Raw genomic sequence first — 26,178 nt, 5'->3', positions numbered from 1 at the left:
GGGAAGACCACCCGAATCGGTGACTCCGGCAACGATCTGTACGAGGAGCCGTGCCACGCAGGCACCACGCGGGTGCCCAGCGGGCTCCAACGAGCGTGCGTTACGCCTGAGATCCCGCGCCGGAGCCGGCCCCGGCGCCCGCCTCGGCCTGAGCGGCGAGCTTCGCCAGCACCTCGTCGTAGATCCGGCCGAGCCCCTTGGGCGCGAAGGTCCGTTCGAAGAAGCCGCCGACGCCGCTCGCGCCGTCCCAGACCGTCGTGACGACGGCCTTCGAACGCCCCTCACCGGCCGGGGTGACGGTCCAGGTGGTCACCATTGAGGAATTGCGGTCCTTCTCGACCAGCTGCCCCTCGGTCGGCTCGGACACCTCCAGCAGGCAGTCACGGACGCGCTTGCTGGTGGCCTGGAGCCTCCAGTGGACGAGGGTGCCCTCACCGTCGCCGCCCTCGCGCACCTCGTACTCGCTGAACTGCCCCGGCAGAAGCTTCGCGCGGGTGTTCTCGTAGTCCGCCAGAGCGTCGAACACCGTCTCCGCGTCCGCCGCGATGACTCGCTCCGTCGTGGCCTCGACCTGCGCCATGGCTCTTCCTCCAGCACTCGGTGTTTCGGTGGGCTCGCGGTCACCCAACCACCCTCCGGTCCGCCCGCCCAAATCCGGGCCCCGGCGATCATGGGAACAAATGTTCTATTCTTTGGTCACTGCCACCGAGGAGGTGCCCCATGCGCTGGGACAATCTGGTCGAGAACGCCTCGACGAACGGTCCGCCCGGGGACATCGCGCTCTTCCGTACGGACGCGGTCACCACCCGCACCTTTGACACGCCCGAATTCCGCGGCATCACGTTCCACGAGGTGCGCGCCCGTTCGATCGTGAACCGGGTCCCGGGCGCCTCACGGATGCCGTTCGAATGGACGGTGAACCCGTACCGGGGCTGCACACACGCGTGTGTCTACTGTTTCGCCCGCAGCACCCACGGCTATCTGGATCTCGACACCGGTCTCGGCTTCGACTCGCAGATCGTGGTGAAGATCAACGCCCCGGAGCTGGTACGGCGGCACCTGGCCTCGCCCCGGTGGCACGGCGCGCACATCGCCATGGGCACGAACGTCGACTGCTACCAGCGGGCGGAGGGGCGCTACCGGCTGATGCCGGGGATCATCGAGGCCCTGCGCGAGCGGGCCAACCCGTTCTCCATCCTCACCAAGGGCACGCTGATCCTGCGCGATCTGCCGGCCCTGCGCGAGGCCGCCGCCGTCACGGACGTGGGCATCTCGGTCTCGGTCGGCTTCACCGACCAGGAGCTGTGGCGCACGGTCGAACCGGGCACGCCCTCCCCGGAGCGCCGTCTCGATGTCGTACGCGCCCTGACCGCCGCCGGGATCGGATGCGCGGTGCTGATGGCTCCGGTCATCCCCTTCCTGAGCGACGACCCGGCGCAACTGCGCTCGACGGTACGGTCGATAGCCGCCGCCGGCGCCACCTCCGTGACCCCGCTGGCACTGCATCTGCGGCCCGGGGCGCGCGAGTGGTTCATGGCGTGGCTGGGGCGCCACCACCCCGGGCTGGTTAACCGTTACGAGCGGCTGTACGCGGACGGGTCGTACGCGCCGACGTCCTACCAGCGCCGCATCACGCGCCAGGTGCACGAACTGGCCACCGAGTACGGCATCGGCCCGGGCCGCCGGGGCGAGGCGCGCCACATCGCACCACCTCCGGTGGTGCCCCCGGCCCCGGAGCCGCCACCGGAGGCCACCCAGCTCACGCTGCTGTGACGCATCCCGCCGCGCATCCCGCCGCGCCCGCCGCCCGAGCACCGACGAGCACCGGCCGCCGCGGTAAGCCACCTCGTGCGCCGTCCACGCGCCGGGCGCCGCTGTACGGGGCGGCGCACCACCGTGCGCTCGCTGGTTCCAGTGATTCCGGCGGATCCACGGTGGCCGCTCACGTGACATGGGCACATCCCGACCAGCGGTTCCCACTGCTGGGAGGACACCATGACGAACGAGGCGACCGAGGTCGAGACCGAAGCCGGGCTGGAGGGCATTCTCCGCCTGGCCCTGCGCGCCACGGGCACGGACGGGCTCTGGACGGCCGACGCGGACGACACGTGGTGCCGGGTCGCACCGCGCTCGGGGACCCGCCGCGAACAGGGCTGGAAACTGCATCTGTCGGCGACGACCGCCTCCGCCCCGGCGGTCCTCACGAAGGCGCTGGAGGTCCTGCTGCGGGACGGGTCGGCGTTCAAGTTCGCCCGCTCCCTCGACCAGGTGAGCGCGCTCAACTCCCGTGCCACGCCCCGGGGAAGCTCGGGCAAGTTCCTCACCGTATACCCGCGTTCCGACGCCGACGCCGCCCGGCTCGCCCAAGAGCTGCACCGCGCCACGGCCGGGCTGGCCGGCCCGCGGATCCTGTCCGACCAGCCCTACGCCGCGCACAGCCTGGTCCACTACCGCTACGGCGCCTTCGTCGGCAGACAGCGGCTGTCGGACGACGGCCTGCTGGTCTGGTACATGGCGGACCCCGACGGCAATCCCGTGGAGGACGAGCGCACCGGCCGCTACTCCCCGCCCGCGTGGGCGGTCAGCCCGTTCCCCGCCGCGGTGCCCCTCCCGCCGCGCCCGGCGGACACGGCGGGCGGCCCGGTGGTGATCGGCGGCCGTTTCGCGGTACGGGAGGCGATCCGGCACACCAACAAGGGCGGCGTCTACCGGGGGACCGACCTGCGCACGGGCGACCCCGTGGTGATCAAGGAGACCCGGCCGCACGTGGAGGGCGACGCCACCGGCCGCGATGTGCGCGACTGGCTGCGTGCCGAGGCCCGGACACTGGGGCGGCTCCAGGGCACGGGACTGGCTCCCGAGGCGCTCGCGCTCTTCGAGCACGGCCGCCATCTGTTCCTGGCCCAGAGCGAGGTCCCGGGCATCACCCTGCGCACCTGGGTCGCCGAGCACTTCCGCGACGTCGGGGCCGAGTGCTACCGCGCCGACGCCCTGGCCCAGGTCGGGCGTCTGGTGGACCTGGTCGCGGCGGCCCACTCCCACGGCTGTGTCCTGCGGGACTTCACCCCCGGCAATGTCATGGTCCGCCCGGACGGTGAACTACGCCTCATCGACCTGGAACTCGCCGTCACCGACGACGGCGCCGCCCCGCCGACCCGGGTGGGAACGCCGGGCTTCAGCGCCCCCGAACGGATGGCCGACGCACCCGTCTCGGTGACGGCCGACTACTACAGCCTCGGCGCGACGGCGTGCTTCGTCCTGGCCGGGAAGGTACCGAACCTGCTGCCCGAGGAGACCGCCACCGGCACCGCCGCCGGCGCCACCGCCACCGAGCAACGGCTCGCGGCCTGGCTCGCCGCCGGTGCCGGGCTTCTCCGTCTGCCCGACGGCGTGGCGGACATGATCCTCGGACTGATGAGGGACGATCCCGCCGAGCGCTGGACCCCGGACCGGGCGCGGGAGACCCTCCGTACGGCCGACCGGGCACGGCCCGGCTCCCGCCCCCAGGTCGCGCGGACCCCCGGGACCCGCGAGGAGGTGGCCGGACTCACCGACGCGATCGCCGGGGTTGTGGACCACCTCATCGAGTCGATGACCCCGGAGGACGACCGGCGGCTGTGGCCGGTGTCGACCACCGCCGGGGAGACCGGCCCGTGCACCGTGCAGCAGGGATCGGCCGGTGTCCTGGCCGTACTGACGCGGTACTACCGGCTCACCGAGGATCCCCGGCTGCCCGAGGTCATCTCCCGCGCGGGCCACTGGACCACGCACCGCTCCGCCATCCGTGCCACCCGCCCCGGGCTGCACTTCGGCGGCCGGGGCACCGCATGGGCGCTGTACGACGCCGGGCACGCCATCGGCGACCGGACACTCGTCGACCACGCGCTGGCCCTGGCCCTGGCTCCGCAGGAGTCCACGCTCCACCACGACATCACCCACGGCACTGCGGGCAGCGGCACGGCCGCCCTCCACCTGTGGCACCGTACGGGCGACCCGCGCTTCGCCGGGCTGGCCACCGACGCGGCCGACCGGCTGACCGCCGCCGTACAGCGCGAGGTGTCCGGAGCGGGCTGGCCCGTGCCCGCGGACGCCCTGTCCGGAGAGCCCGGCAAGCGCTACCTCGGCTTCGCCCACGGGACGTCCGGCATCGGCTGCTTCCTGCTCTCCGCCGCGCTCGTCTCGCACCGCGCCGAGCACATGGCGCTGGCCGTGGAGATCGGCGAGCAACTGGTCGCGGACGCGGTCCTCGTGGGCGGGGCGGCCCAGTGGCCCGCCCACGCCACGGACACGCCCACGGCCCCGTACTGGTGCCACGGCGCGGCGGGCATCGGCACCTTCCTGGCCCGGCTGTGGCAGATCACCGGTGACCGCAGGTTCGGTGACCTCGCCCGGCTCAGCACCCGGTCCGTCATGGAACGGGCCTCCCGCGCCCCGCTCTCCCAGTGTCACGGGCTGGCGGGCAACGGTGACTTCCTGCTCGACATGGCCGACATCACGGACGATCCGCTGTACCGGGCGCAGGCCGACGAGCTGGCCCGTCTCGTCCTCGCCGAAGCGACGCACCGCAACGGCCACACGCTCTTCCCCAACGAGTACGGGGACCTCTCGACCAGCTGGAGCGACGGATCCGCCGGAATCCTGGCGTTCCTCCTGCGGCTGCGCCACACCGACTCCCGGCACTGGATGATCCGGCTGCCGGGCTGAGCGGCAGAAAGCCTGCCGCCGCACCTTCAGAGAAGGAAGGAAGACCATGGAGAACCAGGATCTCGAACTGCTCGCCCAGCTCCACGCCCTGCCGGAGACCGACCCGGTCGGCTTCGACGGAGCGCCGTTCGCCGCCACGTGCCAGTGCACCGGGCTGCTGACCCTGCTCAACACCATCTGTATCGGCATCAGCTGCTAGTGCCGCGACCGGCAATGTTTGCCCCGAAAGGAGCGTCGTCCGGTGCGTGCGATCGTAAGGCGGCCGGAAGTTCTGGTAGCGGAGCTACCTGGGCTTTTGGCCAACGCGGCGAGCGTGCGTGCTGGGCGGCGCGACGGGGCAAAGCTTGCCGGGAGGGGCACTAGTGCCCTCGCGGCACCAGCGGACCGATACCAGCCTCTGGTTGGTGGCCGTCCCGGGACGGCCACCAACCAGAGCGCCAAACCCCACCCCGCTCCCGTCCCCGATCAGTGAGGCTGCCCGACGTGCCGACCAGACGTGCCGACAACCTCGCCCGCACAGCCACCGCCCCCACCGGTCCGCCCGCCGCGCACCCTCCGCCCGGCCCCGGGTACGCCATCAGCACGCGCGGGCTGGTCAAGAGCTATCCCGGCCCGGACGGCACCGTCATCCACGCCGTCCACGGGCTGGACCTCGACGTGCGACGGGGCGAGACCTTCGCCTTCCTCGGCCCCAACGGCGCCGGGAAGTCCACCACCATCGCCCTGCTGTGCGCCCTGGCCCGCCCCACCGCCGGCCGCGCCACGGTGGCGGGAGCCGATGTGCTCACCCAGCCCCATCAGGTACGGCGACAGGTCGGCATCCTGTTCCAGCACAGCGCTCTCGACCCCGATCTGACGGTCGCGCAGAATCTCCACATCCACGCCCGTCTCTACGGGATGAGCGGCCGGTACGCCCGTCAACGGGCCATGTCCGTCCTGGAGACGGCCGGGCTGACCGACCGGCGGCGCTCCCCCGTACGCACCCTGTCGGGCGGCATGCGCCGCCGCCTGGAGATCGCCCGCCAGCTCCTGCACTCCCCCGGCGTCCTGTTCCTCGACGAGCCCACCACCGGCCTGGACCCGCACGCCCGCGCCCAGATCTGGGAACACCTGCACGACCAGCGCGCCCGGCACGGCAGCACCCTCTTCGTCACCACCCACTACCTGGACGAGGCGGAGAACTGCGGCCGCATCGGCATCATCGACCACGGCCGTCTGGTCGCGCAGGGCTCCCCCCACGCGCTGAAGGCCGCGATCGGGGACGACCGGGTCGTGCTGCGCACCAGTGACGACACGGCGGCCCGGCGGATCGTCGGCCGCGCTGTGCCGCCGGACTGCCCCGTCACCGCCACCGTCGACGGCATCAGCCTGCGGCTGCCCGACGGCAGCTCCTGGATTCCCCGCCTGTGCGCGGCCCTGGAAGGCCACGGCATCGCCGTGCACGCCGCCTCCGCGACCCCGCCCACCCTCGACGACGTCTTCTTCCACCACACCGGACGCAGCATCCACACCCCGCACACCGACCGGAGACCCACCGCTCCCACCCCACCCGGCACCACGGCCGAATCGGGCGACGGCCCATGACCACACTCCGGGACCACGCCCCCACCGCCACCGGCCCCTCCGGTCCCACCGGGACGGAACGGCCGACCCGGCTGCGCCACGAACTGCGGGCGGTGCGCGCCCTGGTCCACCGCGATCTGCTCCGGCTGGCCGGCCAGCGCTCCCACACCGCGCTGATGCTGCTGCACCCCGTGCTGTATCTCCTCATCCTCGGCGGCGGCCTCGCCGCCCTCATCCCCCAAGCCTCCCTGGGCGTCGGCTACCAGACCTTCCTCTTCCCCGGCATGCTGATGATGACGGTGCAGACACCGGGCACCCTGGCCGGCATCCGGCTGATCACCGACCGGCAGAGCGGCTATCTGCGCGAACTCCTGATGGCACCGGTCAGCCGCGCCGCCCTGCTGCTGGGCAGCTGCGCCGGAGGCACCCTGGTCGCCGCGGTCCAGGGCGCCGTCATGATCAGCCTGGCCGGGCTGGTCGGTCTGCCCTACGACCCACTCCTCCTGGGCCTGCTCCTCGCCGGCGTACTCCTCGTCTCCTTCACCGTCACCGCGCTCGCCCTGGCCCTGGCCGTGAGCCTCCGCAGGGCCGAGACGTTCCACACCCTGCTCGGTGTGGTGATGATGCCCGTCCTGTTCCTCTCCGGCGGCTTCTTCCCGCTCCAGGCGCTTCCCGGCTGGGCCCGGATCCTGGCCGATGTCAATCCGCTGGCGTACGGGGTGGACCTGCTCCGTCGCGGGATCGCCCTGCGGGCACCGGACCAGGCCGCCGTCGGCGGGATCGAGTGGGCGGGCCGGCAGCCACCCCTCCTCCTCGAAGCCGCGCTGCTCCTGATCACCGGCGCGCTCGCCGTGCTGTGGGCCGGCCACCGCTTCAAACGCCTGGAGTAACGGCCCTGTTCGTCGCCCTACGGGAGACGGGCGAGGGCCGCTTCGGCTGCGGCGTTCAGCCGTGGGTGCGCGCGGGCCGCTTCCAGGGCGGCGCGGGCGCGGGGGTCGGCCAGGCGGCCCAGGCCCTCGACGCAGGCGAGCGCCACCCGCCAGTGCGGGTCGCCGGGGGCCAGCAGGCGCCGTAGCGTCGCGGTCAGCGCCGGTACGGACTCGGGGGCGCGGAGTTCGGCGAGGAGGCGTACGGGATGCAGCGCGTAGGCCGTGCGCAGGGCGTTGGTCGCGAGGGCGGCGGCGGCCCGGGGCGTGCGCGGGTCGCCCAGCCGGGCCAGGGCGTACGAGGCGCTGACGCAGCGTTCGGGGTCGCGGTGGTTGAGGAGCAGGACCAGCGCCTCGAACGCCCGCCGGTCTCCCGCGCAGCCGAGCCGGAACGCGGCGATCTCCCGTGCCCACAGCGGCTGTTGGGGCGCGGTGAGGACTCGGGCCAGCTCCTCGCCGTCCTCCGTGGCCAGCAGTGCCTCGCACACCGCCGGGCCGTCGGACCGGCCCCGCGCCTCGCCCCGCACCCGGTCCGCGAGCGCGCGTAAGTCCTCATCCATACGGGCCAGCGTACCGACGCCGTCCGGACGGCCGTGACGCACGGCACACCGATTTGGTCCCGCCCGCCCTCTGGTGCGCTCGTTACCCGTCGGTTAACTTCAGATGAGCGGATAACCTCCGCGTGGCACCACAACGCACCGCACCACACCCGCATCACAACGCACCGCACTGCTCCGACGGCCTGGTGACGCAGCCGCCGCGAGCACCCCGCCGCTGTCGGTTCAGCGGCACGCATCTGTACGGCGCGACCCCGGGACAGGGTCCGCCGGCCTGTCGCCGCACAGCCTCGCAGCTCGGCAACTTCCTTCTTCCGCGCCGCCGTTCGCGCGCGCCCTCAGCCGTCACTCATCCCCTGGAGTCCCCCGATGGACATCCGCACGGACGCCTCTCCCAGCTCTCCCCGTTCTTCCGGGACGGACATCCCGCTCTCCCCCGTCGCCGTCATCGGCCTCGGCACCATGGGCACCGGCATCGCCGAAGTCCTCACCCGCGCGGGCCACGAGGTGATCGGCGTCGACATCGACGGCGCCGCCGCCCGCCGTTGCGTGCGCGCGCTCGAAGAGTCCACCGCGCGGGCCGTGGCGCGCGGGCGGCTCGGTGCGGAAGAACGGCGGGCGGTCCTCGCCCGCTTCCGCGCCCACACCGACCTCGACGCCGCCGCCCCCGCCCGGCTGGTGATCGAGGTGGTGCCGGAGGACTTCGCGGCCAAGCAGCGGGTCCTGGGCGCGCTCGACGGCATCATCAGCCCCTCGGCCATCTTCGCGACCGGCACGAACGCGCTCTCCGTGACCCGGCTGGCCGCCGAATCGGCCCATCCGGAACGCGTGCTCGGCCTGCACTTCTTCCATCCCGCGCCCGCGATGCGGCTGGTCGAGGTGGTGTCGTCCGTGCTCACCTCGGAGCGCGCCGTCGAATCCGTCACCGCGCTCGCCCGCGCGCTCGGCAAGGAACCGGTGGCGGTCGGCGACCGGCCCGGCTTCGTCGCGGACGGGCTGCTCTTCGGCTATCTCAACCAGGCCGCCGCGATGTACGAGGCCAAGTACGCCTCCCGCGAGGACATCGACGCGGCGATGCGGCTGGGCTGCGGGCTGCCGATGGGGCCGCTGGCGCTGCTCGACCTGATCGGCATCGACACCGCCCGTACCGTACTGAACGCCATGTACGCGGCCTCGCACGACCGGCTGCACGCGCCCGCACCGGTCCTCGGGCAGCTCAGCGACGCCGGGCTGACCGGCCGGAAGTCCGGGCGCGGCTTCTACACGTACGAGGAGCCCGGCGGCGGCGTCCCCGTGCCGGACGCGCTCACCCCGTCGCTCACCTCCGCCGCCGCACCGTGGCCGCCGGTCCCCGGACGGCCCGTCACCACCGTCGGTGTCGTGGGCTCGGGGACGATGGCGCGCGGGATCGCCGAGGTCTTCGCGGGCGCCGGGTACGACGTGGTGCTCGCCGCCCGTACGCCGGAGAAGGCCGCGGCGGCCAAGGAGCGGATCGCCGCCTCCCTGGCCCGCGCGGTGACGAAGGGGCGGCTGTCCGCCGGGGTACGGGACGGCGCGCTGGCGCGGATCGCCCCGGCGGGGTCGCTCGACGCGTTCGGCGGGGTCGATCTCGCCGTCGAGGCGGTGGCCGAGGATCTGGAGGTCAAGCGGGAGGTGTTCGGCGCGCTCGACAAGGTCTGCCCGCCGGGCGCGGTGCTGGCCACCACGACCTCCTCGCTCCCGGTGATCGCCTGCGCCCGCGCGACCACCCGCCCGCAGGACGTGATCGGGATGCACTTCTTCAACCCGGCGCCGGCGATGCGGCTGGTGGAGGTGGTCCGTACGGTCCTGACCTCGGACGATGTCCATGCCACGGTCCGCGGGGTGACCGCGACCCTGGGCAAGCACGCCGTGGACTGCGGCGACCGCGCCGGGTTCATCGTCAACGCGCTGCTCTTCCCGTACCTCAACAACGCGATCAAGATGGTCGGTGAGCACTACGCGACCCCGGACGACATCGACGCCGCGATGAAGCTGGGCGGCGGCTATCCGATGGGCCCCTTCGAGCTGCTCGACGCGGTCGGCCTCGATGTCTCGCTGGCCATCGAGCGCGCGCTGCACCGCGAGTTCCGCGATCCGGGGCTGGCGCCCGCGCCGCTGCTGGAGCATCTGGTCGCGGCGGGCTGCCTCGGCCGCAAGACGGGCCGCGGCTTCCGTGCCCACGCCCGCCGCTCCTGAGCCCGGCGCGGAACCGGACGCGGAACCAAGTGCCGGACCCGGCGCCGGACCTGACACGGGGCCCGGCGCCGGGCCCGGCGCGGTGTCCGGCGCCGACCCCCGTCACCGGCCCCGCCGGTCTCCCCCGCGGGCGCGCTCTCCTGCGCCGATGCAGTACGTTCACCTCATGTCCCAGCCCGCCAGGTCCGCCCGTACCAGCAGCAAGTCCGACGTGCCCGAGAGCGCCGCCGGCACCCGTGCCGCCGCCCAGCGCCTCAAGATGCGCCGCGAGCTGGCGGCCGCTGCCATGGAGCTATTCGCGACCAAGGGGTACGAGGCGACGACCGTAGACGAGATCGCCGCCGCGGCCGGGGTCGCGCGCCGGACCTTCTTCCGGCACTTCCGCTCCAAGGAAGAGGCGATCTTCCCGGACCACGACGACACACTCGTCCGGGCGGAGGACGTGCTCAACGCGGCCCCCGCGCACGAACAGCCGCTGGACACGGTCTGCCGGGGCATCAAGGAGGTCATGCGGATGTACGCGGCCTCCCCCGCCGTCTCGGTCGCGCGCTACAAGCTGACCCGCGAGGTGCCCACCCTGCGCCAGGCCGAGATCGCCTCCGTGGCCCGCTACGAGCGGCTGTTCACGCGCTATCTGCTGGGCCACTTCGACGAGCGCGACCACACCGACGGCAATGACGACCCGCTGATGGCGGAGGTGGCCGCGTCCGCCGTCGTCACCGCGCACAACCATGTCCTGCGCCGCTGGCTGCGCGCCGGCGGCCAGGGCGATGTGGAGGCGCAGCTCGACCACGCCTTCGCGATCGTCCGCGAGACCTTCGGCAGCGGTATCGGCGCGGGCCGGACCGCGGGCGGGGCGCCGGCCAGGCCGGCGGCCACGGCGCGTACCAGCGGGGACGTCCTGGTGGCGGTGGCGCACACGGACGCCCCGCTGGACGAGGTCATGCGCACGATCAAGCAGGCGCTCAAGAACAACGCGTAGCACCTCCGCGTTCCTCCGCCTCCACGCACCTCCCCTCACCATGCCGGGGCGCGCTCATGCGTGCCCCGGTGGTGACAACTGAGAGAAAATTTTGGCACCGGGTGCCTTGCCACCTGTCACGGCGTGCCATACGTTGATGTTGTCCGGCCGCTCCCCGAGCCGTCCCGCTCGTGCCCCGGACGCCTGCGTCACAGGCTCTCGCGCAGCACAGCGCACCACGCACACCTCGCACCGCACCGCGCCACCCGCGCCGCTGCTCCCGCACCACCCGCCGAACCGACGGCACACCTCCACCCCCGCCCGGCGCCGCTCCGCGCCGGTTCCCCGACGTACCCTCAGCTTGGCCGGAGGCCCCACCGTGAAGGAAATCCTGGACGCGATCCAGTCGCCGGACAGCACGTCCGCCGACTTCGCCGCACTCCCGCTGCCCGGTTCGTACCGCGCGGTGACCGTGCACAAGGACGAGACCGAGATGTTCGCGGGCCTCCCCACCCGGGAGAAGGATCCCCGCGCCTCGCTCCATCTCGACGAGGTGCCCGTCCCGGCGCTCGGTCCGGGCGAGGCCCTGGTGGCCGTCATGGCCAGCTCGGTGAATTACAACTCCGTCTGGACCGCGCTCTTCGAACCGGTGCCGACCTTCGGGTTCCTGGAGCGCTACGGCAGGCTCAGCGAGCTGGCCCGGCGTCATGATCTGCCGTACCACGTGATCGGCTCCGACCTCTCCGGGGTCGTGCTGCGCACCGGGCCGGGGGTCAACGCCTGGCGGCCGGGGGACGAGGTCGTGGCGCACTGCCTCTCCGTCGAACTGGAGTCGTCCGACGGTCACAACGACACCATGCTCGACCCCGAGCAGCGGATCTGGGGCTTCGAGACCAACTTCGGCGGCCTCGCGGAACTCGCGCTGGTGAAGTCCAATCAACTGATGCCCAAGCCCAAGCACTTGAGCTGGGAGGAGGCCGCGGCGCCCGGGCTGGTCAACTCGACGGCCTACCGCCAGCTGGTGTCCCGCAACGGCGCGTGCCTAAAGCAGGGCGACAACGTGCTGATCTGGGGCGCCAGCGGCGGACTCGGTTCGTACGCCACCCAGTACGCGCTGGCCGGCGGCGCCAACCCGGTCTGTGTGGTCTCCAGCGAGCGGAAGGCGGAGATCTGCCGGCGGATGGGCGCCGAGGCGATCATCGACCGGACCGCCGAGGAGTACCGCTTCTGGCGGGACGAGCGGAATCAGGACCCGCGCGAGTGGAAGCGCTTCGGCAAGCGGATCCGGGAGCTGACCGGCGGCGAGGACGTGGACATCGTCTTCGAGCACCCGGGCCGCGAGACCTTCGGCGCCTCCGTCTATGTCACCCGCAAGGGCGGCACGGTCGTCACCTGCGCCTCCACCTCCGGCTACACCCACGAGTACGACAACCGCTATCTGTGGATGTCGCTCAAGCGAATCGTCGGCTCCCACTTCGCCAACTACCGCGAGGCGTGGGAGGCCAACCGGCTGGTCGCCAAGGGGAAGATCCACCCGACCCTGTCGAAGGTGTACCCGCTGGAGGAGACCGGCCGGGCGGCGTACGACGTCCACCGCAATCTGCACCAGGGCAAGGTCGGGGTGCTGGCCCTGGCCCCGCGCGAGGGTCTGGGCGTACGGGACGAGGCGCTGCGGGCCCGGCATCTGGACGCCATCAACCTCTTCCGGGACGCCTGACATGACGCAGCCCGACACCACACGGCCCGATTTGACGGACCGTCAGGCACCGCGTGCCAAGGACCGGCCCTGGCTCATGCGGACCTACGCGGGCCACTCGACCGCCGAGGCGTCCAACGCGCTGTACCGGCGCAATCTCGCGAAGGGGCAGACCGGTCTCTCCGTCGCCTTCGACCTGCCGACCCAGACCGGTTACGACCCGGACCACGTCCTGGCCCGCGGCGAGGTCGGCCGGGTCGGGGTGCCGGTGTCCCATCTCGGCGACATGCGCCGGCTCTTCCGGGACATCCCGCTGGAGCGCACCAACACCTCGATGACCATCAACGCCACCGCGATGTGGCTGCTGGCGCTCTATCAGGTGGTCGCGGAGGAGCAGGGCGCCGATCCCGCGCTGCTGCGGGGGACGACACAGAACGACATCGTCAAGGAGTACCTGTCGCGCGGGACCCATGTCTTCCCGCCCGTGCCGAGCCTGCGGCTGACCACCGACATGATCACCTACACCGTGCACCACCTGCCCAAGTGGAACCCGATCAACATCTGTAGCTACCACCTCCAGGAGGCCGGCGCGACGCCGGTCCAGGAGATCGCGTACGCGATGTCCACGGCGATCGCCGTGCTGGACGCGGTGTTCGCGTCCGGGCGGATCCCCGTCGAGCGCCGGGGCGAGGTGGTCGGGCGGATCTCGTTCTTCGTCAACGCCGGGGTGCGGTTCGTCGAGGAGATGTGCAAGATGCGGGCCTTCTCCCGGGTCTGGGACCGGATCACCCGGGAGCGGTACGGGATCGAGGACGCCGGGCACCGCCGCTTCCGCTACGGGGTCCAGGTCAACTCGCTGGGTCTGACCGAGGCGCAGCCGGAGAACAACGTCCAGCGGATCGTGCTGGAGATGCTCGCCGTGACGCTCTCCCGGGACGCCCGCGCCCGCGCCGTACAGCTGCCCGCGTGGAACGAGGCGCTGGGGCTGCCGCGGCCGTGGGACCAGCAGTGGTCGCTGCGGATCCAGCAGGTGCTGGCGGACGAGAGCGATCTGCTGGAGTACGGCGATCTCTTCGACGGCTCGCGGGTCGTGGAGGAGAAGGTGGCCGGCCTGGTCGGCGAGGCGTTCGAGGAGATCGGCCGGATCGAGGAGATGGGCGGCGCGCTGGCCGCCGTCGAATCCGGCTATCTCAAGTCGCGGCTGGTGGCCGCGCACGCCGAGCGGCGGGCGCGGATCGAGTCGGGCGAGGAGCGGATCGTCGGCGTCAACTGTTACGAGTCGACCGAGCCCAGTCCGCTGACCGCCGATCTCGACGGCGCGGTCATGACGGTCGACCCGGCGAACGAGGCCCGGGTGGTGGCCGCCCTGGTGGCCTGGCGGGAGGCGCGCGACGGGGCCCGCGCCGCCGCCGCGCTGGCCGCGCTGCGGACGGCCGCGGCGAGCACCGACAATCTGATGGCCGCCACGGTGGAGTGCGCGCGGGCCGGGGTGACGACGGGCGAGTGGTCCTCGGCGCTGCGCGAGGTGTTCGGCGAGTTCCGCGCGCCCACCGGGGTCGGCGGCGCGCCGCTCGCCGTGACGGCCGAGGCCGGTACACCGCTGGCCGCCGTGCGGGCGAAGGCCGCCCGTACCGCCGAGGAGCTGCGGGTGGGACGGCTGCGGCTGCTGGTCGGCAAGCCGGGCCTGGACGGCCACTCCAACGGCGCCGAGCAGATCGCCGTACGGGCGAGGGACGCCGGTTTCGAGGTGGTCTACCAGGGCATCAGGCTCACCCCGGAGCAGATCGTGGCCGCCGCGGTCGCCGAGGACGTGCACTGTGTGGGGCTGTCGATCCTGTCGGGCTCGCACGCCGCGCTGGTGCCCGATGTGCTCGGCCGGCTGCGCGAGGCCGGCGCGGGCGATCTGCCGGTGATCGTCGGCGGGATCATCCCGAACGCCGACGCGCGGGCGCTGCGGGCGGCCGGCGTGGCCGCCGTCTTCACCCCGAAGGACTTCGGGATCACGACGATCATCGGCCGTATCGTCGACGAGATCCGTACCGCGAACAGACTCGAACCTCTGGAGGTCTCCGTATGACTGCCCCCACACCCGCAGGCACGCCCGCACCCGGGACCGCCCCCGGGACCCGCGACCGCCGGTCCCGTCCGCGCCGCTCCTGCCTCGCCGTGCCGGGCTCGAACCCGCGCTTCCTGGAGAAGGCCCAGGGGCTGCCGGCCGATCAGGTCTTCCTCGATCTGGAGGACGCGTGCGCGCCGCTGGCCAAGGAGGGGGCCCGGCACAGCATCGTGGACGCGCTCAACAAGGGCGACTGGACGGGGAAGATCCGGGTCGTCCGGGTCAACGACTGGACGACGCACTGGACGTACCGCGATGTGATCACGGTCGTGGAGGGCGCGGGGCAGAACCTGGACTGTGTGATGCTGCCGAAGGTCCAGGACGCCCAGCAGATCGTCGCCCTCGATCTGCTGCTCACCCAGATCGAGAAGACGATGGGCTTCGAGGTCGGCCGGATCGGCATCGAGGCGCAGATCGAGAACGCCCGGGGGCTGGTGAACGTCGACGCGATCGCGGCGGCCTCGCCGCGGCTGGAGACGATCGTCTTCGGGCCGGCCGACTTCATGGCGTCCATCAACATGAAGTCGCTGGTCGTCGGGGAGCAGCCGCCGGGCTACGGCGCGGACGCCTACCACTACATCCTGATGCGGATCCTGATGGCGGCCCGGACGCACGACCTCCAGGCCATCGACGGCCCGTACCTCCAGATCCGGAACGTGGACGGCTACCGCGAGGTGGCGCGGCGCGCGGCGGCGCTCGGCTACGACGGCAAGTGGGTGCTGCACCCGGGGCAGATCGAGGCGTCGAACGAGATCTTCTCGCCGTCGCAGGAGGACTACGACCATGCCGAGCTGATCCTCGACGCGTACGAGTACCACACGTCGGAGGCGGGCGGCGCGAAGGGCTCGGCGATGCTCGGCGACGAGATGATCGACGAGGCGAGCCGCAAGATGGCGCTGGTCGTCTCGGGCAAGGGGCGGGCGGCCGGAATGCGCCGTACGACCTCCTTCGACAGGCCGGAGGCGTGAGCGATGCGGTTCGGGCGCACTTTTGAGGAGTTCGAGGTCGGCGCGGTCTACAAGCACTGGCCGGGCAAGACCGTGACGGAGTACGACGACCATCTGTTCTGTCTGCTGACCATGAACCACCATCCGCTGCACCTCGACGCGAACTACGCCGGGAAGACGACGGATTTCGGCAGGAATGTCGTCGTGGGGAACTACGTGTACTCGCTGCTGCTGGGGATGTCGGTGCCGGATGTCTCCGGCAAGGCGATCGCCAATCTGGAGGTGGAGTCGCTCCGTCATGTGGCGCCGACCTTCCACGGCGACACGCTTTACGGCGAGACGACGGTGCTGGACAAGACGGCGTCGAAGTCCCGGAGCGACCGGGGAATCGTGTACGTGGAGACCCGGGGATACACGCAGGACGGGACGGTGGTGTGTGTGTTCCGCCGGAAAGTGATGGTCCCGACAGAGACCTACGTGAAGGAGCGCGGCGGAGAACAGCCGGGCCGCCCGGAACCGAAGTATCCGGAACCGAAGCAACGGGAGAAGTGAGAACGGGATGAGCCGACTCGCGCAGACCGCCGGACTGACGGATATCCAGCGGGAGATCCTCGCCACGGTAAGAGACTTTGTCGACAAGGAGATCCTCCCGGTCGCCACCGAGCTGGAACACCGCGACGAATATCCGGTGGCAATCGTCGAGGGGCTCAAGGAACTCGGGCTCTTCGGTCTGATGATTCCGGAGGAATACGGCGGCCTCGGCGAGTCGCTGCTCACCTACGCGCTGTGCGTGGAGGAGATCGCGCGCGGCTGGATGTCCGTCTCCGGCATCGTCAACACGCACTTCATCGTGGCGTATCTCCTTCAGCGGTACGGAACTCAGGAACAGAAGGACACGTTCCTGCCGCGTATGGCGGCCGGCGAGGTGCGTGGCGCGTTCTCGATGTCGGAACCGGGCCTGGGCTCGGATGTCGCGGCGATCACCTCGCGGGGGGTGCGGGAGGCCGACGGGGAGGCGTACGTACTGACCGGCCAGAAGATGTGGCTGACCAACGGCGGGACGTCCTCGCTCGTCGCCGTGCTGTGCCGGACCGACGAGGGCCACCCGGAGGGGACGGCCCCGCACCGGTCGATGACCACGTTCCTGGTCGAGAAGGAGCCCGGATTCGGCGAGGTGCGGCCCGGCCTCACGATCCCGGGGAAGATCGAGAAGATGGGCTACAAGGGCGTCGACACCACCGAGCTGCTCATGGACGGACTGCGCATTCCGGCCAATCGGGTACTCGGCGGCGCCACTGGCCAAGGGTTTTACCAAATGATGGACGGCGTGGAGATCGGCCGGGTGAATGTCGCGGCGCGTGGTTGCGGTGTCGCACAGCGCGCCTTCGAACTCGGCGTCTCCTATGCCCAGCAACGTCATACATTCGGGAAAGCCATCGCCCATCACCAGGCGATCCAGTTCAAGCTGGCGGAGATGGCTACCAAAGTCGAAGCGGCCCATGCGATGATGGTCAACGCGGCACGCAAAAAGGACTCCGGCGAACGAAACGACCTGGAGGCAGGGATGGCGAAGTACCTCGCCTCCGAATACTGCAAGGAAGTCGTCGAGGACGCCTTCCGTATCCACGGTGGTTACGGCTTCTCCAAGGAGTACGAGATCGAGCGTCTCTACCGCGAGGCACCGATGCTGCTGATCGGCGAAGGTACCGCCGAGATCCAGAAAATGATCATCGGCCGCCGACTGCTGGAGGAGTACCGATTCCAGGGTTAATTATCTTGTTTGGGCCGGTTTGACGGCGAAGAAGATCACACCGCGTTGTGCCCCGCCGCATGCTTCAAGCCGCTCGACTCGGGTGCTGGCTTGCTCAGTTGCCGCTCACAACCAGTACCATCGCTCAAAAGCCGCCGTCCCCCGTCGCCTGCGCGGCATCATCCCGCTACGAAGGTCATCCATGCCCCACAGCCAAACCTCTGCACCAAGCGGCCGGGTCCGCATCGCACGCGGAGCATCGCCGTGGCTCCTGCCGACCGTCGCCACCGCCGCGATCAGCCTGGCGCGCGCCGGTCGTTCCCGGCGCGCCGCCGCCCTCGCCGTGCCCGCCACCGCGCTCGCCGCGGGCATGCTGTGGTTCTTCAGAGACCCGGAGCGCGAGATCGCGCCGGGCCGTGTGATCTCGCCGGCCGACGGTGTGGTGCAGAGCATCATGCCGTGGAAGGACGGGCGCACCCGGGTCGCCATTTTCATGAGCCCGCTGAACGTGCACGTGAACCGCGCTCCCCTCGCGGGCACCGTGACCTCCGTGGAGCACGTCCCCGGTGGGTTCGTTCCGGCGTTCAACAAGGAGAGCGAGAACAACGAGCGCGTTGTCTGGCACTTCGACACCGAGCTGGGCGACATCGAGATGATCCAGATCGCCGGCGCGGTGGCCCGTCGTATCGTCCCGTACGTGCCCCAGGGGACCAAGGTGGAGCAGGGCGAGCGTATCGGCCTGATCCGGTTCGGCTCGCGCGTCGACATCTACCTTCCGGAAGGTGTCGATGTCGCCGTCGAGGTCGGCCAGACCACGACCGCAGGGGTGACTCGAATTGACCGTTCTTGATCCCGAGACCCAGGCCGGCTGGGCCGCCGACGTGACCGACGAGGCCGAGGCCGACGCGGAGGACATGCCGCTCTCCCTGCGGCTGTCGATAGCGGACACCCTCACGCTCGGTAACGCCACCTGCGGCTTCATGGCCGTCTACTTCACCACCACCGGCATTCTGATCCCGCATCTCACGGGTGACGACGAGAGCGGCATGGCGCGGCACTCCGCCGCGACGGCCGTGATCCTGATGCTCGCCGCGGCGATCTTCGACCTGTTCGACGGCATCGTGGCGCGCAAGCTGCGCAGCTCCCCGATGGGCGCGGAGCTGGACAACCTCTCCGACCTGATCAGCTTCGGTCTTGCCCCGGCCTATTTCGTACTGGTGTACGGAATGGTCGCGGATGACGCGCATCAACGGGTATCGGCGCTGGCGGCGATCGTCGTCTTGCTGGCCGTGGTGCTCAGACTCGCGAGATTCTCGTGCGTGACGATGAAGGACGGCATGTTCCAGGGGATGCCGAGCCCCTTCGGGGCGCTCACGGTCATCTCGATCGTGCTGCTGGAGCTGCCCTTCGTGCCGACGCTGATGGCGATCATCGGGGTGGCCTGGCTGATGGTGAGCCGGGTCGAGTACCCGAAGCCGCGCGGGATCCTCGCGGTCGCGATGCTCAGCTGGATCGTCGCCGCGATGGGACTGCTGGCGGCCTGGGCGTTCGACGCGCCCGGCGGTCAGCTGCTGCTCCAGACCGGCTGCGCGCTCCAGGTGGTGACGGGCGCGGTGATCCCGCTCTTCGCCACGGCGCGGCGGGTGAACACGTTCCGCGGCAATCGCCGCGAGGCGCGGGCGGCACAGCTGCCGTAGCGGCGGTACGCGGGACGCAGGACGTAGGACGCAGGGATGGGCCGGAAGGGCCCGGGCGCGCAGTACACGGCGCGCCCGGGCCCTTTCGTGCGTGCGGGGGCCGTGCGGGGCCTCGGGCAGCGCGTACGGGGGCTATGGAGCCCGGGCAGCGTGTACGGGGCTTACGGGGCCCGGGCAGCGCGTCCCGCGCCCGTACGGACCTGGACGCACGGGCGCGAGCCCCGTACATCCCGGCCCGTACGGGGCCCGCGCCGCTCCCGGCCCTCAGCTCAGGAAGTCCCGCGCGATGTCCTCGGCGAGGCGCTCCAGCAGCGGGCCCGCCTCGGCCATGCAGACGGCCGGGTCCGGCTCCAGCTGGGTGAGCGCGTAGGCGCGGCGGATGCCCGCGCGGCCGAGGGCCTCCGGGGGCAGGGCGAGCCGGCCGCAGACCGCGATGACCTCGATGTTCCGGGCGCGGGCCGCCGCCGCGACCCCGGCCGGGGCCTTGCCGTGCAGGGTCTGCTCGTCGAGCGAGCCCTCGCCGGTGATCACGAGGGTCGCGCCGGCCAGCGCGGCGGCGAAGCCCAGGACGTCGAGCATGACCTCGATGCCGGGCCGGAAGCTCGCCCCCAGGCCGACCAGCGCGCCGTAGCCGATGCCGCCGGCCGCGCCCGCGCCGGGCGAGGACGCCAGCCGGGCGGCGCGGGGGCCGACGGCCGCCGTGAGCACCTCGGTGTAGCGGACGAGGACGGCGTCGAGCACGGCGACGTCCTCGGGGCTCGCGCCCTTCTGTGGTCCGTAGACGGCGGGGGCGCCCTTCGGACCGGTCAGCGGATTGTCGACATCGCTGGCGAGGACGAGGTCCGTGGCGGCCAGCCGCGGGTCGAGTCCGGAGAAATCGACGGTGGCAAGATCCCGGAGTCCGCCGCCGCCCGGGCCGACGGGCCGCCCGTCGGCGTCCAGGAAGCGGGCGCCGAGCGCCGTGAGCATGCCCGCGCCGCCGTCGGTCGTGGCGCTGCCGCCGACGCCGAAGACGATGCTCCGCGCGCCCGCGTCGAGCGCGGCGCGCAGCAGCTCGCCGGAGCCGTGGGTGGTCGCCGTGAGCGGCGCGAAGACCCCTTCGGGAAGGTGCTGGAGGCCGGACGCCTCCGCCATCTCTATGACGGCCGTGCCGTCGCGCAGGGCGTAGGCGGCCGTCACCTCGTCGCCGAGGGGGCCGGTGACCCGCACCTCGCGCCGCTCGAACCCGGCCGCGACGGCCGCCGCGACCGTACCGTCACCGCCGTCCGCGACGGGCAGGGTGCCGACCGGCACCCCGGGCGCGATCCGGCGCAGCCCGGCCGTCACGCGCTCCGCGACCTGTACGGCCGTGAGCGAACCCTTGAACTTGTCGGCCGCGATCAGTACGCGTGCGGCCTTGGTTGCCGCTCCGTCCGTCACCATGTCCCCCCATATCTCACATGCTTCTCACGTGCTCGTGCTTGCCCACGACCCTATCCGGGCGGGCCGGTTTGACTTTCAGGCGGCTTGAACGCCGACAATCGCGGCCATGGAGAGCACTACAGACAGCACGAGCGGTACGAGCGGTACGAGCGGTACGAGTGGCGGGAGCGGCACGAGCAGCACCAGTGGGCGGCCGTCGGGGGGCGTCCCGGTCGATCTGGTCTTCGGCGCCCCCGAGTTGCTGAGCATCAGCGCCTTCGCCCGGCGGGTCGGCCTCGCGCCGAGCGCCCTGCGGTTCTACGACGACTGCCAGGTGCTGCCGCCGGCCCGGGTGGACGCCACGACCGGCTACCGCTTCTACAGCGCCGACCAGCAGATACGCGCCAACATGCTGCGCAGCCTGCGGGAGGCGGGGCTGCCGCTGGCCGATGTCACGGTCGTCCTCGACGGCGGGGTGTCCGAGGCGCGCGCCGTCCTGGAACGGCACCGGACGACCGTACGGAACCGGTCGCGCGCGGCCGACGCGACGATCGCGGCCGTACTGCGGTCGATGCCGGGGCCCGACTCCCCCGGCACGCCCGGCGCGCCGGACAGCGGCGAGGGCCCGGCCGCGCCGGCCACCCTGGTACGGCTCGGCGGCGCCGAACTGGCCGCCGCCGTACGGCAGGTGGTGCCGGCCGCGCACCGGGACGCGGAGTTCCCCGTCCTCGGGTGTGTCCTCGTCGAGATCGAGGAGGACGAGGTACGGCTGGTGGCCACCGACCGCTACCGGCTGTCGGTACGGGGCCTGAAGCCCGTCATGACGGTGGAGGGCCCGCCCCGCCGGCTGCTGGTGGACGCCGAGCGGCTGGCCGGCATCGGCACCTGGGCGGCGCGCTGCGCGGCCGTGACGATCGAGGCCGGCCCCGGCGGCGCGACGGCGCACGACACGGACGGCCCGGAGGAGACGGCGGACCGGGCGGACGGCGAGGGCTCCCGGGAAATCCCCCTGACCGAGGGCGAGTTCCCGGCGTACCGGGAGATGCTGACGGCCCTGTCCCCCCGGCGGCACCGGGTGATCGTGGACCGCCGGGCGCTCATCACCGCCGTCGGCACCGGCGACGGCGAAAGCGCCGACGCGCGGGCGGTCGCGCTGCGGCTCGGCAAGGACGAGGTGACCGTCTCCCGCCCGGACGGCACCGAAGCGACCACGCTCCCCGCGGTACGGATGGGCGACGACTCCCCGCCCATCGGCTTCGACCCCGCCGTACTCGTCCCGGCCCTCGAAGCGAGCGTCGGCCCCGACGTCCTGCTGGAGATCTCCTCCGCCACCGACCCCATCGTGGTCCGCTCCGCCGACCAGGCCGCCTTCACCACCCTGGTCATGCCGGTGGCCCTGCCCGACACCCCGGCTCCGCCCGCCGAGGAGGGCTGAGATGGACAGCGGGAACGCGGTGGTACGGCTGTGCGCCGAGGGCATGGCCGCCGAGACCGAGAACAGGACCGACGAGGCGCGCGCACTGTTCCTGCGCGCCTGGGAGGCGGCCGAGGACGACTACGGCGCGTGCGTCGCCGCGCACTACGTGGCGCGGCACCAGCCGACGCCGCGGGAGACCCTCCGCTGGAACCAGGAGTGTCTGACCCGCGCCGACCGCGTCGGCGACGCACGGGTCCGCGGCTTCTACGCCTCCCTGCACGGGAACATGGGCCGCGCCCATCTGGAGCTGGGTGAGCGGGAGCCGGCACGGGAGCACTTCGAGCAGGCGGCCGAGCGGCTCGCCGACGTACCTCCGGGTCCGTACGCCGACTGGCTGCGCCTCTGCGTCGCCAGGGGCCTGCGCGCCACACGGGACACAGGGGACGCGCCCGTCCCGCCCGGTGATCCGATCGGCCCGCTCCTGACCCGTCTGTGCGAGCGCGCCGACCTCGACGCGCTGGGGTTGCTCCTCCCCGCCTATCTGGGTGATCTCGGCCGGCCCGAGGACGGTCAGCGGCTCACCACCGCCCTGCGCATGCTCCACGCGGAGCGGCGGCTGCCCGAGGAGGAACAGCACGCGCTCGGGCGGGCCATCGCGCTCCGGGCCGCCTGAGGCGCCCGGGCCGCCGGCGAACGGCCCGAGCCACCCGAGCGCGTACGGAACCGCTCCCCCGGCGGGCGGTTGATGGCCCGTCGGGGGTATTCCCGGGTGTTCGTTCCGCGTTGGTGCGGTGTGGGCGTGGGGTGGGCGGGATGCTGGGGGGCCACGAACGCGGAGGTTCCCATGCGCTCATGCCCCGGCCGGCCGGCGTACCGGCGGAGAGGCCGTGCACCCGCCGTCCGCGGGCCCGTGGTGGCCGCGGCGCTGGGGATGGCGCTGGTGCTGGCCGCCGGGGGGACGGAGCGGACGGTCCCGGGGGCGACCGTGCCGGGTTCCGCCGCGCCGGCCTCGGCCGTGCGGAGCCTTCCCGAGCTGCCCGGGTCCGTGGACGGCGGCGCGTGGGCGGCCGGGCATCTCCAGGGCATGGCCGTCGACCGGCGCAAGGGCGTGCTCTACTTCTCGTTCACCGATCTCCTGGTGAAGACGGATCTGCGCGGCACCCCCCTCGGCTCCGTCACCGGCTTCACCGGCCACCTCGGCGATCTCGACTTCGACGAGCGGGACGGCAGGGTCTACGGCTCCCTTGAGTACAAGGCGGCGAAGGCGTTCTACATCGCCGTGTTCGACGGGGACCGCATCACCCGGATGGGCATGGACGCGGCATCCGCCGGGGTCGTCTCCACCGTCCATCTCCAGGAGGTCGTGAAGGACTACACGGCCGACATGGACGGCGACGGCGTCTTCGACGGCAACACCGCCAACACCCTTGACCACCGCTACGGTTGCAGCGGTATCGACGGAGTGGCCTTCGGCCCCGCCCTCGACGGCCGGCCCGGCCTCCTGCTCACCGTCGCGTACGGGATCTACGCCAACACCGCCCGCGCGGACAACGACCACCAGGTCCTGCTCCAGTACGACGTACGGGACTGGCGGACGTACGCGCGCCCGCTGACCGAGCGGGACCCGCACACCAGCGGTCCCGCCGCCCCCGACGGCAAGTACTTCGTGTACACCGGCAACACCACCTACGGTGTCCAGAACCTGGAGTACGACGGAGCCACCGGCAACTGGCTGATGGCCGTCTACAAGGGCCGGAAGACCGCCTTCCCGAACTACTCGCTCTTCGTCGTCGACGGCTCGAAGCGGCCCGTGCAGGGCGAACTGCGCGGCCAGCCCCGCCCCGAGCGCGGCCCCCTGCTGTCGCTCCTGCCCCAAGGACTGCACCACCCCGAATCCGGTGTGTACGGCTGGGAGTCGGCCGGGCAGTACGGGCTGGTCGCGCTCGACGACGGCCGCTTCTACGTGGGTGAGGCCGGCACCGCGCCCGGCGACGGCGGCCCGCTCCGGACCGGCCGCGCGGCGCTGCGCCACTGGACGGGGCTCACCCCGGACCCGCTCGCAGGCAACTGAGGACGTCAGAAAAGCGTGCCGCCGTCGTCGGCCGGGGCGCCGCTCCCGAAGGCGCCGCTCTCGAAGGCCAGCAGCCGCTTCTTGCGGTCGAGACCGCCGCCGTACCCCGTGAGGCTCCCCGACGCGCCGATCACCCGGTGGCACGGCACGATGATGCCGACCGGGTTCTTGCCGTTCGCCAGGCCCACCGCCCGCGAGGCGCCGGGCTTGCCGAGCGCCTCGGCCAGTTCGCCGTACGAACGGGTCTCGCCGTACGGGATACGGGTCAGCTGGTCCCAGACGCTCCGCTGGAACGGGGTGCCCGCGAGCCGCAGCGGCAGATCGAACTCCGTCAGCTCGCCGTCGAAGTACGCGCCGAGCTGGCGCACCGCCTCGGTGAACGGCCCGGGGTCGGGGACGCCGAAGGTCTCCTGGGGCGGCCGGTGGCGCTGGTCGGTCATGTAGAGCGCGCTCAGGACACCGCCGGTGGCGACGAGCGTCAGCGGCCCGTACGGACTGTCGATGACGGTGTGGGTGACCGGTGCGCTGGGCGCGGTCGGCGTGGGCATGGCTCTCTCCTTACGCGGCAGGGGTGTCGGCCGGGAGGCGGTTGATGGCGTGGTCGTCCGTCGCCCACAGGTACTGGACGGCGTACGCGCGCCACGGGCGCCACGCGGCGGCGCGCGCGGTCAGCGCGGCGGGGGTGGCCGGCAGACCGAGGTGCGCGGCGGCCCGGCGCATGCCGAGGTCGGTGGCGAGGAAGGCGTCCGGGTCACCGAGCGCGCGCATCGCGATCACCTCGACCGTCCACGGCCCGAACCCGGGCAGCTCCCCGAGCCGCGCCCGTGCCGACTCCCAGTCGCTGTCCGGGCCGAGCCCCAGCGAGCCGTCGGCCAGGGCCGCGACCAGCGTGGTGAGGGTGGTCCGGCGGCTGCGCGGCAGCGCCAGCGCCTCGGGGTCGAGCCCGGCCAGCGCGGCGGGGGTCGGGAAGAGATGCGTGAGCCCGCCCTCGGGATCGTCCACCGGCACGCCGTGCGCCGTCACCAGCCGGGCCGCGTGGGTCCGCGCGGCGGCGGTGGACACCTGCTGGCCGAGCACCGCCCGTACGGCGAACTCGGCGGCGTCCACCGTCCGGGGCACCCGCCGCCCCGGCGCCTTGTCGACCAGGGGCGTGAGCCGAGGATCGGCCCGCAGCTGGTCGTCCACGGCCTCGGGATCGGCGTCCAGGTCGAGCAGCCGGCGGCAGCAGCTGATGGCGAAGGTGAGATCGCGCGGGTCGGTGAGGGAGAGCCGGCACGCGATGTGGTCGGGGCGGGGGGCCAGCGCGACGATGCCGTGCCCGTACGGCAGGGTGAGCGTGCGGCGGTACGCGCCGTCCCGCCACTCCTCGACGCCCGGTACGGCGGTGGCGGCGAGATGGCCGAAGAGGTTGTCGGGGTTGAGCGGGGCGCGGAACGGCAGCCGCAGGGAGATGGCCGCGCGCGTGCCGTCGGCGGCGGACGCGCCCGGCGCATCACTCGTGGGGCGCGGGGCGCGCGCTGCCGTCCGCCGGTCCGCGCGGGTGCGCAGCTCGCTGGGTGACAGCGCGAAGACCTCGCGGACCGTGTCGTTGAACGCGCGGATCGAGGCGAATCCCGCCGCGAACGCGACCTCCGCCATCGGCAGCGCGGTCGTCTCCACGAGCAGCCGGGCGGTCTGTGCCCGCTGGGCGCGGGCCAGCGCGAGCGGACCGGCGCCCAGCTCGGCGAGGAGCTGCCGTTCGATCTGGCGCGCCGAGTAGCCGAGCCGGCCGGCCAGCCCGGGGACGCCCTCGCGGTCGACGACGCCGTCCTGGATGAGCCGCATGGCGCGGGCGACGGTGTCGGCGCGGGCGTTCCACTCCGGGGAGCCGGGGCTGGTGTCGGGCCGGCAGCGCTTGCAGGCGCGGAAGCCGGCCTGCTGGCAGGCGGCGGCGCTGGGGTGGAACGTCATGTTCTCGGCCTTGGGCGGTACGGCCGGACAGCTGGGCCGGCAGTAGATCCCGGTGGTCAGGACGGCGGTGAAGAACCAGCCGTCGAACCGGGCGTCCTTGGATCTGACGGCCCTGACGCAGCGTTCCGTATCGGTGTACATGGCGGGGCGCATGGCTCCATCATCGGCCACCCCCACCGGCCCGGCTGGCGGAAAAACGACATCA

At 72.3% G+C, this 26,178-nt stretch carries 22 protein-coding genes; 17 read left to right on the top strand and 5 right to left on the bottom strand.

The annotated features are described in order from the left end of the window. Positions 1-100 precede the first annotated feature (100 nt). A complete protein-coding gene (locus DVK44_RS29790; protein ID WP_114663731.1) occupies positions 101-580 on the bottom strand; it encodes an SRPBCC family protein in 480 nt (159 codons plus the stop codon). A gap of 140 nt (positions 581-720) precedes the next feature. On the opposite strand from DVK44_RS29790, the gene DVK44_RS29785 reads away from it, so the two are divergent. The 5 genes from DVK44_RS29785 (at position 721) to DVK44_RS29770 (ending at position 7,157) form a co-directional block, all read left to right on the top strand. Further along, the gene (locus DVK44_RS29785; protein ID WP_114663730.1) at positions 721-1,773 is read left to right on the top strand and encodes an Rv2578c family radical SAM protein; all 1,053 of its coding nucleotides are present in this window, start codon (positions 721-723) and stop codon (positions 1,771-1,773) included. A gap of 222 nt (positions 1,774-1,995) precedes the next feature. Continuing rightward, positions 1,996-4,704, top strand: a complete 2,709-nt coding sequence (gene lanL / locus DVK44_RS29780; RefSeq protein ID WP_114663729.1) for a class IV lanthionine synthetase LanL — start codon at positions 1,996-1,998, stop codon at positions 4,702-4,704. A 46-nt stretch (positions 4,705-4,750) separates the two neighbouring features. Next, a complete protein-coding gene (locus tag DVK44_RS36850) occupies positions 4,751-4,903 on the top strand; it encodes a VenA family class IV lanthipeptide (RefSeq protein WP_181957560.1) in 153 nt (50 codons plus the stop codon). A gap of 284 nt (positions 4,904-5,187) precedes the next feature. Continuing rightward, entirely contained in the window at positions 5,188-6,288 is a 1,101-nt protein-coding gene (locus DVK44_RS29775) for an ABC transporter ATP-binding protein (RefSeq protein ID WP_114665525.1), read from the top strand. Continuing rightward, a complete protein-coding gene (locus DVK44_RS29770) occupies positions 6,285-7,157 on the top strand; it encodes an ABC transporter permease (protein ID WP_114663728.1) in 873 nt (290 codons plus the stop codon). Before DVK44_RS29775 ends, DVK44_RS29770 begins: the two co-directional genes overlap by 4 nt. A gap of 17 nt (positions 7,158-7,174) precedes the next feature. On the opposite strand, the gene DVK44_RS29765 is transcribed toward DVK44_RS29770, so the two are convergent. Then, positions 7,175-7,753 carry a HEAT repeat domain-containing protein gene (locus tag DVK44_RS29765; RefSeq protein ID WP_114665524.1) on the bottom strand — a complete coding sequence of 193 codons (579 nt, stop codon included), beginning with the start codon at positions 7,751-7,753 and terminating at the stop codon, positions 7,175-7,177. 366 nt (positions 7,754-8,119) lie between these two features. Between DVK44_RS29765 and DVK44_RS29760 the strand changes: the two genes are divergently transcribed. From DVK44_RS29760 to pssA, 9 genes are all read left to right on the top strand, one after another. After that, the gene (locus tag DVK44_RS29760) at positions 8,120-9,967 is read left to right on the top strand and encodes a 3-hydroxyacyl-CoA dehydrogenase family protein (RefSeq protein WP_114663727.1); all 1,848 of its coding nucleotides are present in this window, start codon (positions 8,120-8,122) and stop codon (positions 9,965-9,967) included. 166 nt (positions 9,968-10,133) lie between these two features. Beyond that, positions 10,134-10,949, top strand: a complete 816-nt coding sequence (locus DVK44_RS29755; protein WP_181957559.1) for a TetR family transcriptional regulator — start codon at positions 10,134-10,136, stop codon at positions 10,947-10,949. A 358-nt stretch (positions 10,950-11,307) separates the two neighbouring features. Beyond that, positions 11,308-12,645, top strand: coding sequence for a crotonyl-CoA carboxylase/reductase (ccrA, locus tag DVK44_RS29750; protein ID WP_114663725.1), 1,338 nt, complete (start codon positions 11,308-11,310; stop codon positions 12,643-12,645). A gap of 1 nt (position 12,646) precedes the next feature. Beyond that, positions 12,647-14,701 carry a protein meaA gene (locus DVK44_RS29745; protein WP_408055369.1) on the top strand — a complete coding sequence of 685 codons (2,055 nt, stop codon included), beginning with the start codon at positions 12,647-12,649 and terminating at the stop codon, positions 14,699-14,701. Next, on the top strand, positions 14,698-15,708 hold the full coding sequence (locus tag DVK44_RS29740; RefSeq protein WP_228447420.1) for an HpcH/HpaI aldolase/citrate lyase family protein: 1,011 nt from the start codon (positions 14,698-14,700) through the stop codon (positions 15,706-15,708). The genes DVK44_RS29745 and DVK44_RS29740 overlap by 4 nt, the downstream gene beginning before the upstream one ends. 3 nt (positions 15,709-15,711) lie before the next feature. Then, positions 15,712-16,239 (top strand): MaoC family dehydratase, encoded by a 528-nt coding sequence (locus tag DVK44_RS29735; RefSeq protein WP_114663723.1) that lies wholly within the window; start codon positions 15,712-15,714, stop codon positions 16,237-16,239. A gap of 7 nt (positions 16,240-16,246) precedes the next feature. Further along, complete coding sequence (locus DVK44_RS29730) at positions 16,247-17,458, top strand: acyl-CoA dehydrogenase family protein (protein ID WP_114663722.1); 1,212 nt, start codon at positions 16,247-16,249, stop codon at positions 17,456-17,458. Between the two features lie 181 nt (positions 17,459-17,639). Continuing rightward, a complete protein-coding gene (locus tag DVK44_RS29725; protein ID WP_114663721.1) occupies positions 17,640-18,287 on the top strand; it encodes a phosphatidylserine decarboxylase in 648 nt (215 codons plus the stop codon). 64 nt (positions 18,288-18,351) lie between these two features. Then, entirely contained in the window at positions 18,352-19,134 is a 783-nt protein-coding gene (gene pssA / locus DVK44_RS29720; protein WP_228447694.1) for a CDP-diacylglycerol--serine O-phosphatidyltransferase, read from the top strand. A 264-nt stretch (positions 19,135-19,398) separates the two neighbouring features. Here pssA and DVK44_RS29715 read toward each other — a convergent pair whose 3' ends face one another. Then, positions 19,399-20,556 carry a glycerate kinase gene (locus DVK44_RS29715; protein ID WP_114663719.1) on the bottom strand — a complete coding sequence of 386 codons (1,158 nt, stop codon included), beginning with the start codon at positions 20,554-20,556 and terminating at the stop codon, positions 19,399-19,401. A 106-nt stretch (positions 20,557-20,662) separates the two neighbouring features. On the opposite strand from DVK44_RS29715, the gene DVK44_RS29710 reads away from it, so the two are divergent. The 3 genes from DVK44_RS29710 to DVK44_RS29700 all read left to right on the top strand — a co-directional run bounded on the left by DVK44_RS29710 (position 20,663) and on the right by DVK44_RS29700 (position 24,023). After that, on the top strand, positions 20,663-21,970 hold the full coding sequence (locus tag DVK44_RS29710; RefSeq protein WP_181957558.1) for a DNA polymerase III subunit beta family protein: 1,308 nt from the start codon (positions 20,663-20,665) through the stop codon (positions 21,968-21,970). Position 21,971: 1 nt separating this feature from the next. After that, on the top strand, positions 21,972-22,625 hold the full coding sequence (locus DVK44_RS29705; RefSeq protein ID WP_114663717.1) for a hypothetical protein: 654 nt from the start codon (positions 21,972-21,974) through the stop codon (positions 22,623-22,625). Between the two features lie 258 nt (positions 22,626-22,883). Then, entirely contained in the window at positions 22,884-24,023 is a 1,140-nt protein-coding gene (locus DVK44_RS29700; RefSeq protein ID WP_114665522.1) for a hypothetical protein, read from the top strand. A gap of 5 nt (positions 24,024-24,028) precedes the next feature. Here DVK44_RS29700 and DVK44_RS29695 read toward each other — a convergent pair whose 3' ends face one another. Together DVK44_RS29695 and DVK44_RS29690 are read right to left on the bottom strand one after the other, a co-directional pair. Next, positions 24,029-24,571, bottom strand: a complete 543-nt coding sequence (locus DVK44_RS29695) for a methylated-DNA--[protein]-cysteine S-methyltransferase (protein ID WP_114663716.1) — start codon at positions 24,569-24,571, stop codon at positions 24,029-24,031. A 10-nt stretch (positions 24,572-24,581) separates the two neighbouring features. Further along, positions 24,582-26,114: an AlkA N-terminal domain-containing protein gene (locus DVK44_RS29690; RefSeq protein ID WP_114665521.1), complete on the bottom strand. Its 1,533-nt coding sequence runs from the start codon at positions 26,112-26,114 to the stop codon at positions 24,582-24,584. Between the last annotated feature and the right edge of the window lie 64 nt (positions 26,115-26,178).

It is taken from the genome of Streptomyces paludis (assembly GCF_003344965.1).
GTDB lineage: Bacteria > Actinomycetota > Actinomycetes > Streptomycetales > Streptomycetaceae > Streptomyces > Streptomyces paludis.
Note: the sequence above shows the minus strand (reverse complement) of the source record. Positions and strands in the feature narration are given on the sequence as shown.

What these genes read in the sequence shown, in the direction of transcription:
- DVK44_RS29790 (WP_114663731.1), bottom strand. Translation starts at nt 580, where the DNA reads ATGGCGCAGGTCGAGGCCACGACGGAGCGAGTCATCGCGGCGGACGCG.
- DVK44_RS29785 (WP_114663730.1), top strand. Translation starts at nt 721, where the DNA reads ATGCGCTGGGACAATCTGGTCGAGAACGCCTCGACGAACGGTCCGCCC.
- lanL (WP_114663729.1), top strand. Translation starts at nt 1,996, where the DNA reads ATGACGAACGAGGCGACCGAGGTCGAGACCGAAGCCGGGCTGGAGGGC.
- DVK44_RS36850 (WP_181957560.1), top strand. Translation starts at nt 4,751, where the DNA reads ATGGAGAACCAGGATCTCGAACTGCTCGCCCAGCTCCACGCCCTGCCG.
- DVK44_RS29770 (WP_114663728.1), top strand. Translation starts at nt 6,285, where the DNA reads ATGACCACACTCCGGGACCACGCCCCCACCGCCACCGGCCCCTCCGGT.
- DVK44_RS29765 (WP_114665524.1), bottom strand. Translation starts at nt 7,753, where the DNA reads ATGGATGAGGACTTACGCGCGCTCGCGGACCGGGTGCGGGGCGAGGCG.
- DVK44_RS29760 (WP_114663727.1), top strand. Translation starts at nt 8,120, where the DNA reads ATGGACATCCGCACGGACGCCTCTCCCAGCTCTCCCCGTTCTTCCGGG.
- DVK44_RS29755 (WP_181957559.1), top strand. Translation starts at nt 10,134, where the DNA reads ATGTCCCAGCCCGCCAGGTCCGCCCGTACCAGCAGCAAGTCCGACGTG.
- DVK44_RS29745 (WP_408055369.1), top strand. Translation starts at nt 12,647, where the DNA reads ATGACGCAGCCCGACACCACACGGCCCGATTTGACGGACCGTCAGGCA.
- DVK44_RS29740 (WP_228447420.1), top strand. Translation starts at nt 14,698, where the DNA reads ATGACTGCCCCCACACCCGCAGGCACGCCCGCACCCGGGACCGCCCCC.
- DVK44_RS29735 (WP_114663723.1), top strand. Translation starts at nt 15,712, where the DNA reads ATGCGGTTCGGGCGCACTTTTGAGGAGTTCGAGGTCGGCGCGGTCTAC.
- DVK44_RS29730 (WP_114663722.1), top strand. Translation starts at nt 16,247, where the DNA reads ATGAGCCGACTCGCGCAGACCGCCGGACTGACGGATATCCAGCGGGAG.
- DVK44_RS29725 (WP_114663721.1), top strand. Translation starts at nt 17,640, where the DNA reads ATGCCCCACAGCCAAACCTCTGCACCAAGCGGCCGGGTCCGCATCGCA.
- pssA (WP_228447694.1), top strand. Translation starts at nt 18,352, where the DNA reads ATGCCGCTCTCCCTGCGGCTGTCGATAGCGGACACCCTCACGCTCGGT.
- DVK44_RS29715 (WP_114663719.1), bottom strand. Translation starts at nt 20,556, where the DNA reads ATGGTGACGGACGGAGCGGCAACCAAGGCCGCACGCGTACTGATCGCG.
- DVK44_RS29710 (WP_181957558.1), top strand. Translation starts at nt 20,663, where the DNA reads ATGGAGAGCACTACAGACAGCACGAGCGGTACGAGCGGTACGAGCGGT.
- DVK44_RS29705 (WP_114663717.1), top strand. Translation starts at nt 21,972, where the DNA reads ATGGACAGCGGGAACGCGGTGGTACGGCTGTGCGCCGAGGGCATGGCC.
- DVK44_RS29700 (WP_114665522.1), top strand. Translation starts at nt 22,884, where the DNA reads ATGGCGCTGGTGCTGGCCGCCGGGGGGACGGAGCGGACGGTCCCGGGG.
- DVK44_RS29695 (WP_114663716.1), bottom strand. Translation starts at nt 24,571, where the DNA reads ATGCCCACGCCGACCGCGCCCAGCGCACCGGTCACCCACACCGTCATC.
- DVK44_RS29690 (WP_114665521.1), bottom strand. Translation starts at nt 26,114, where the DNA reads ATGTACACCGATACGGAACGCTGCGTCAGGGCCGTCAGATCCAAGGAC.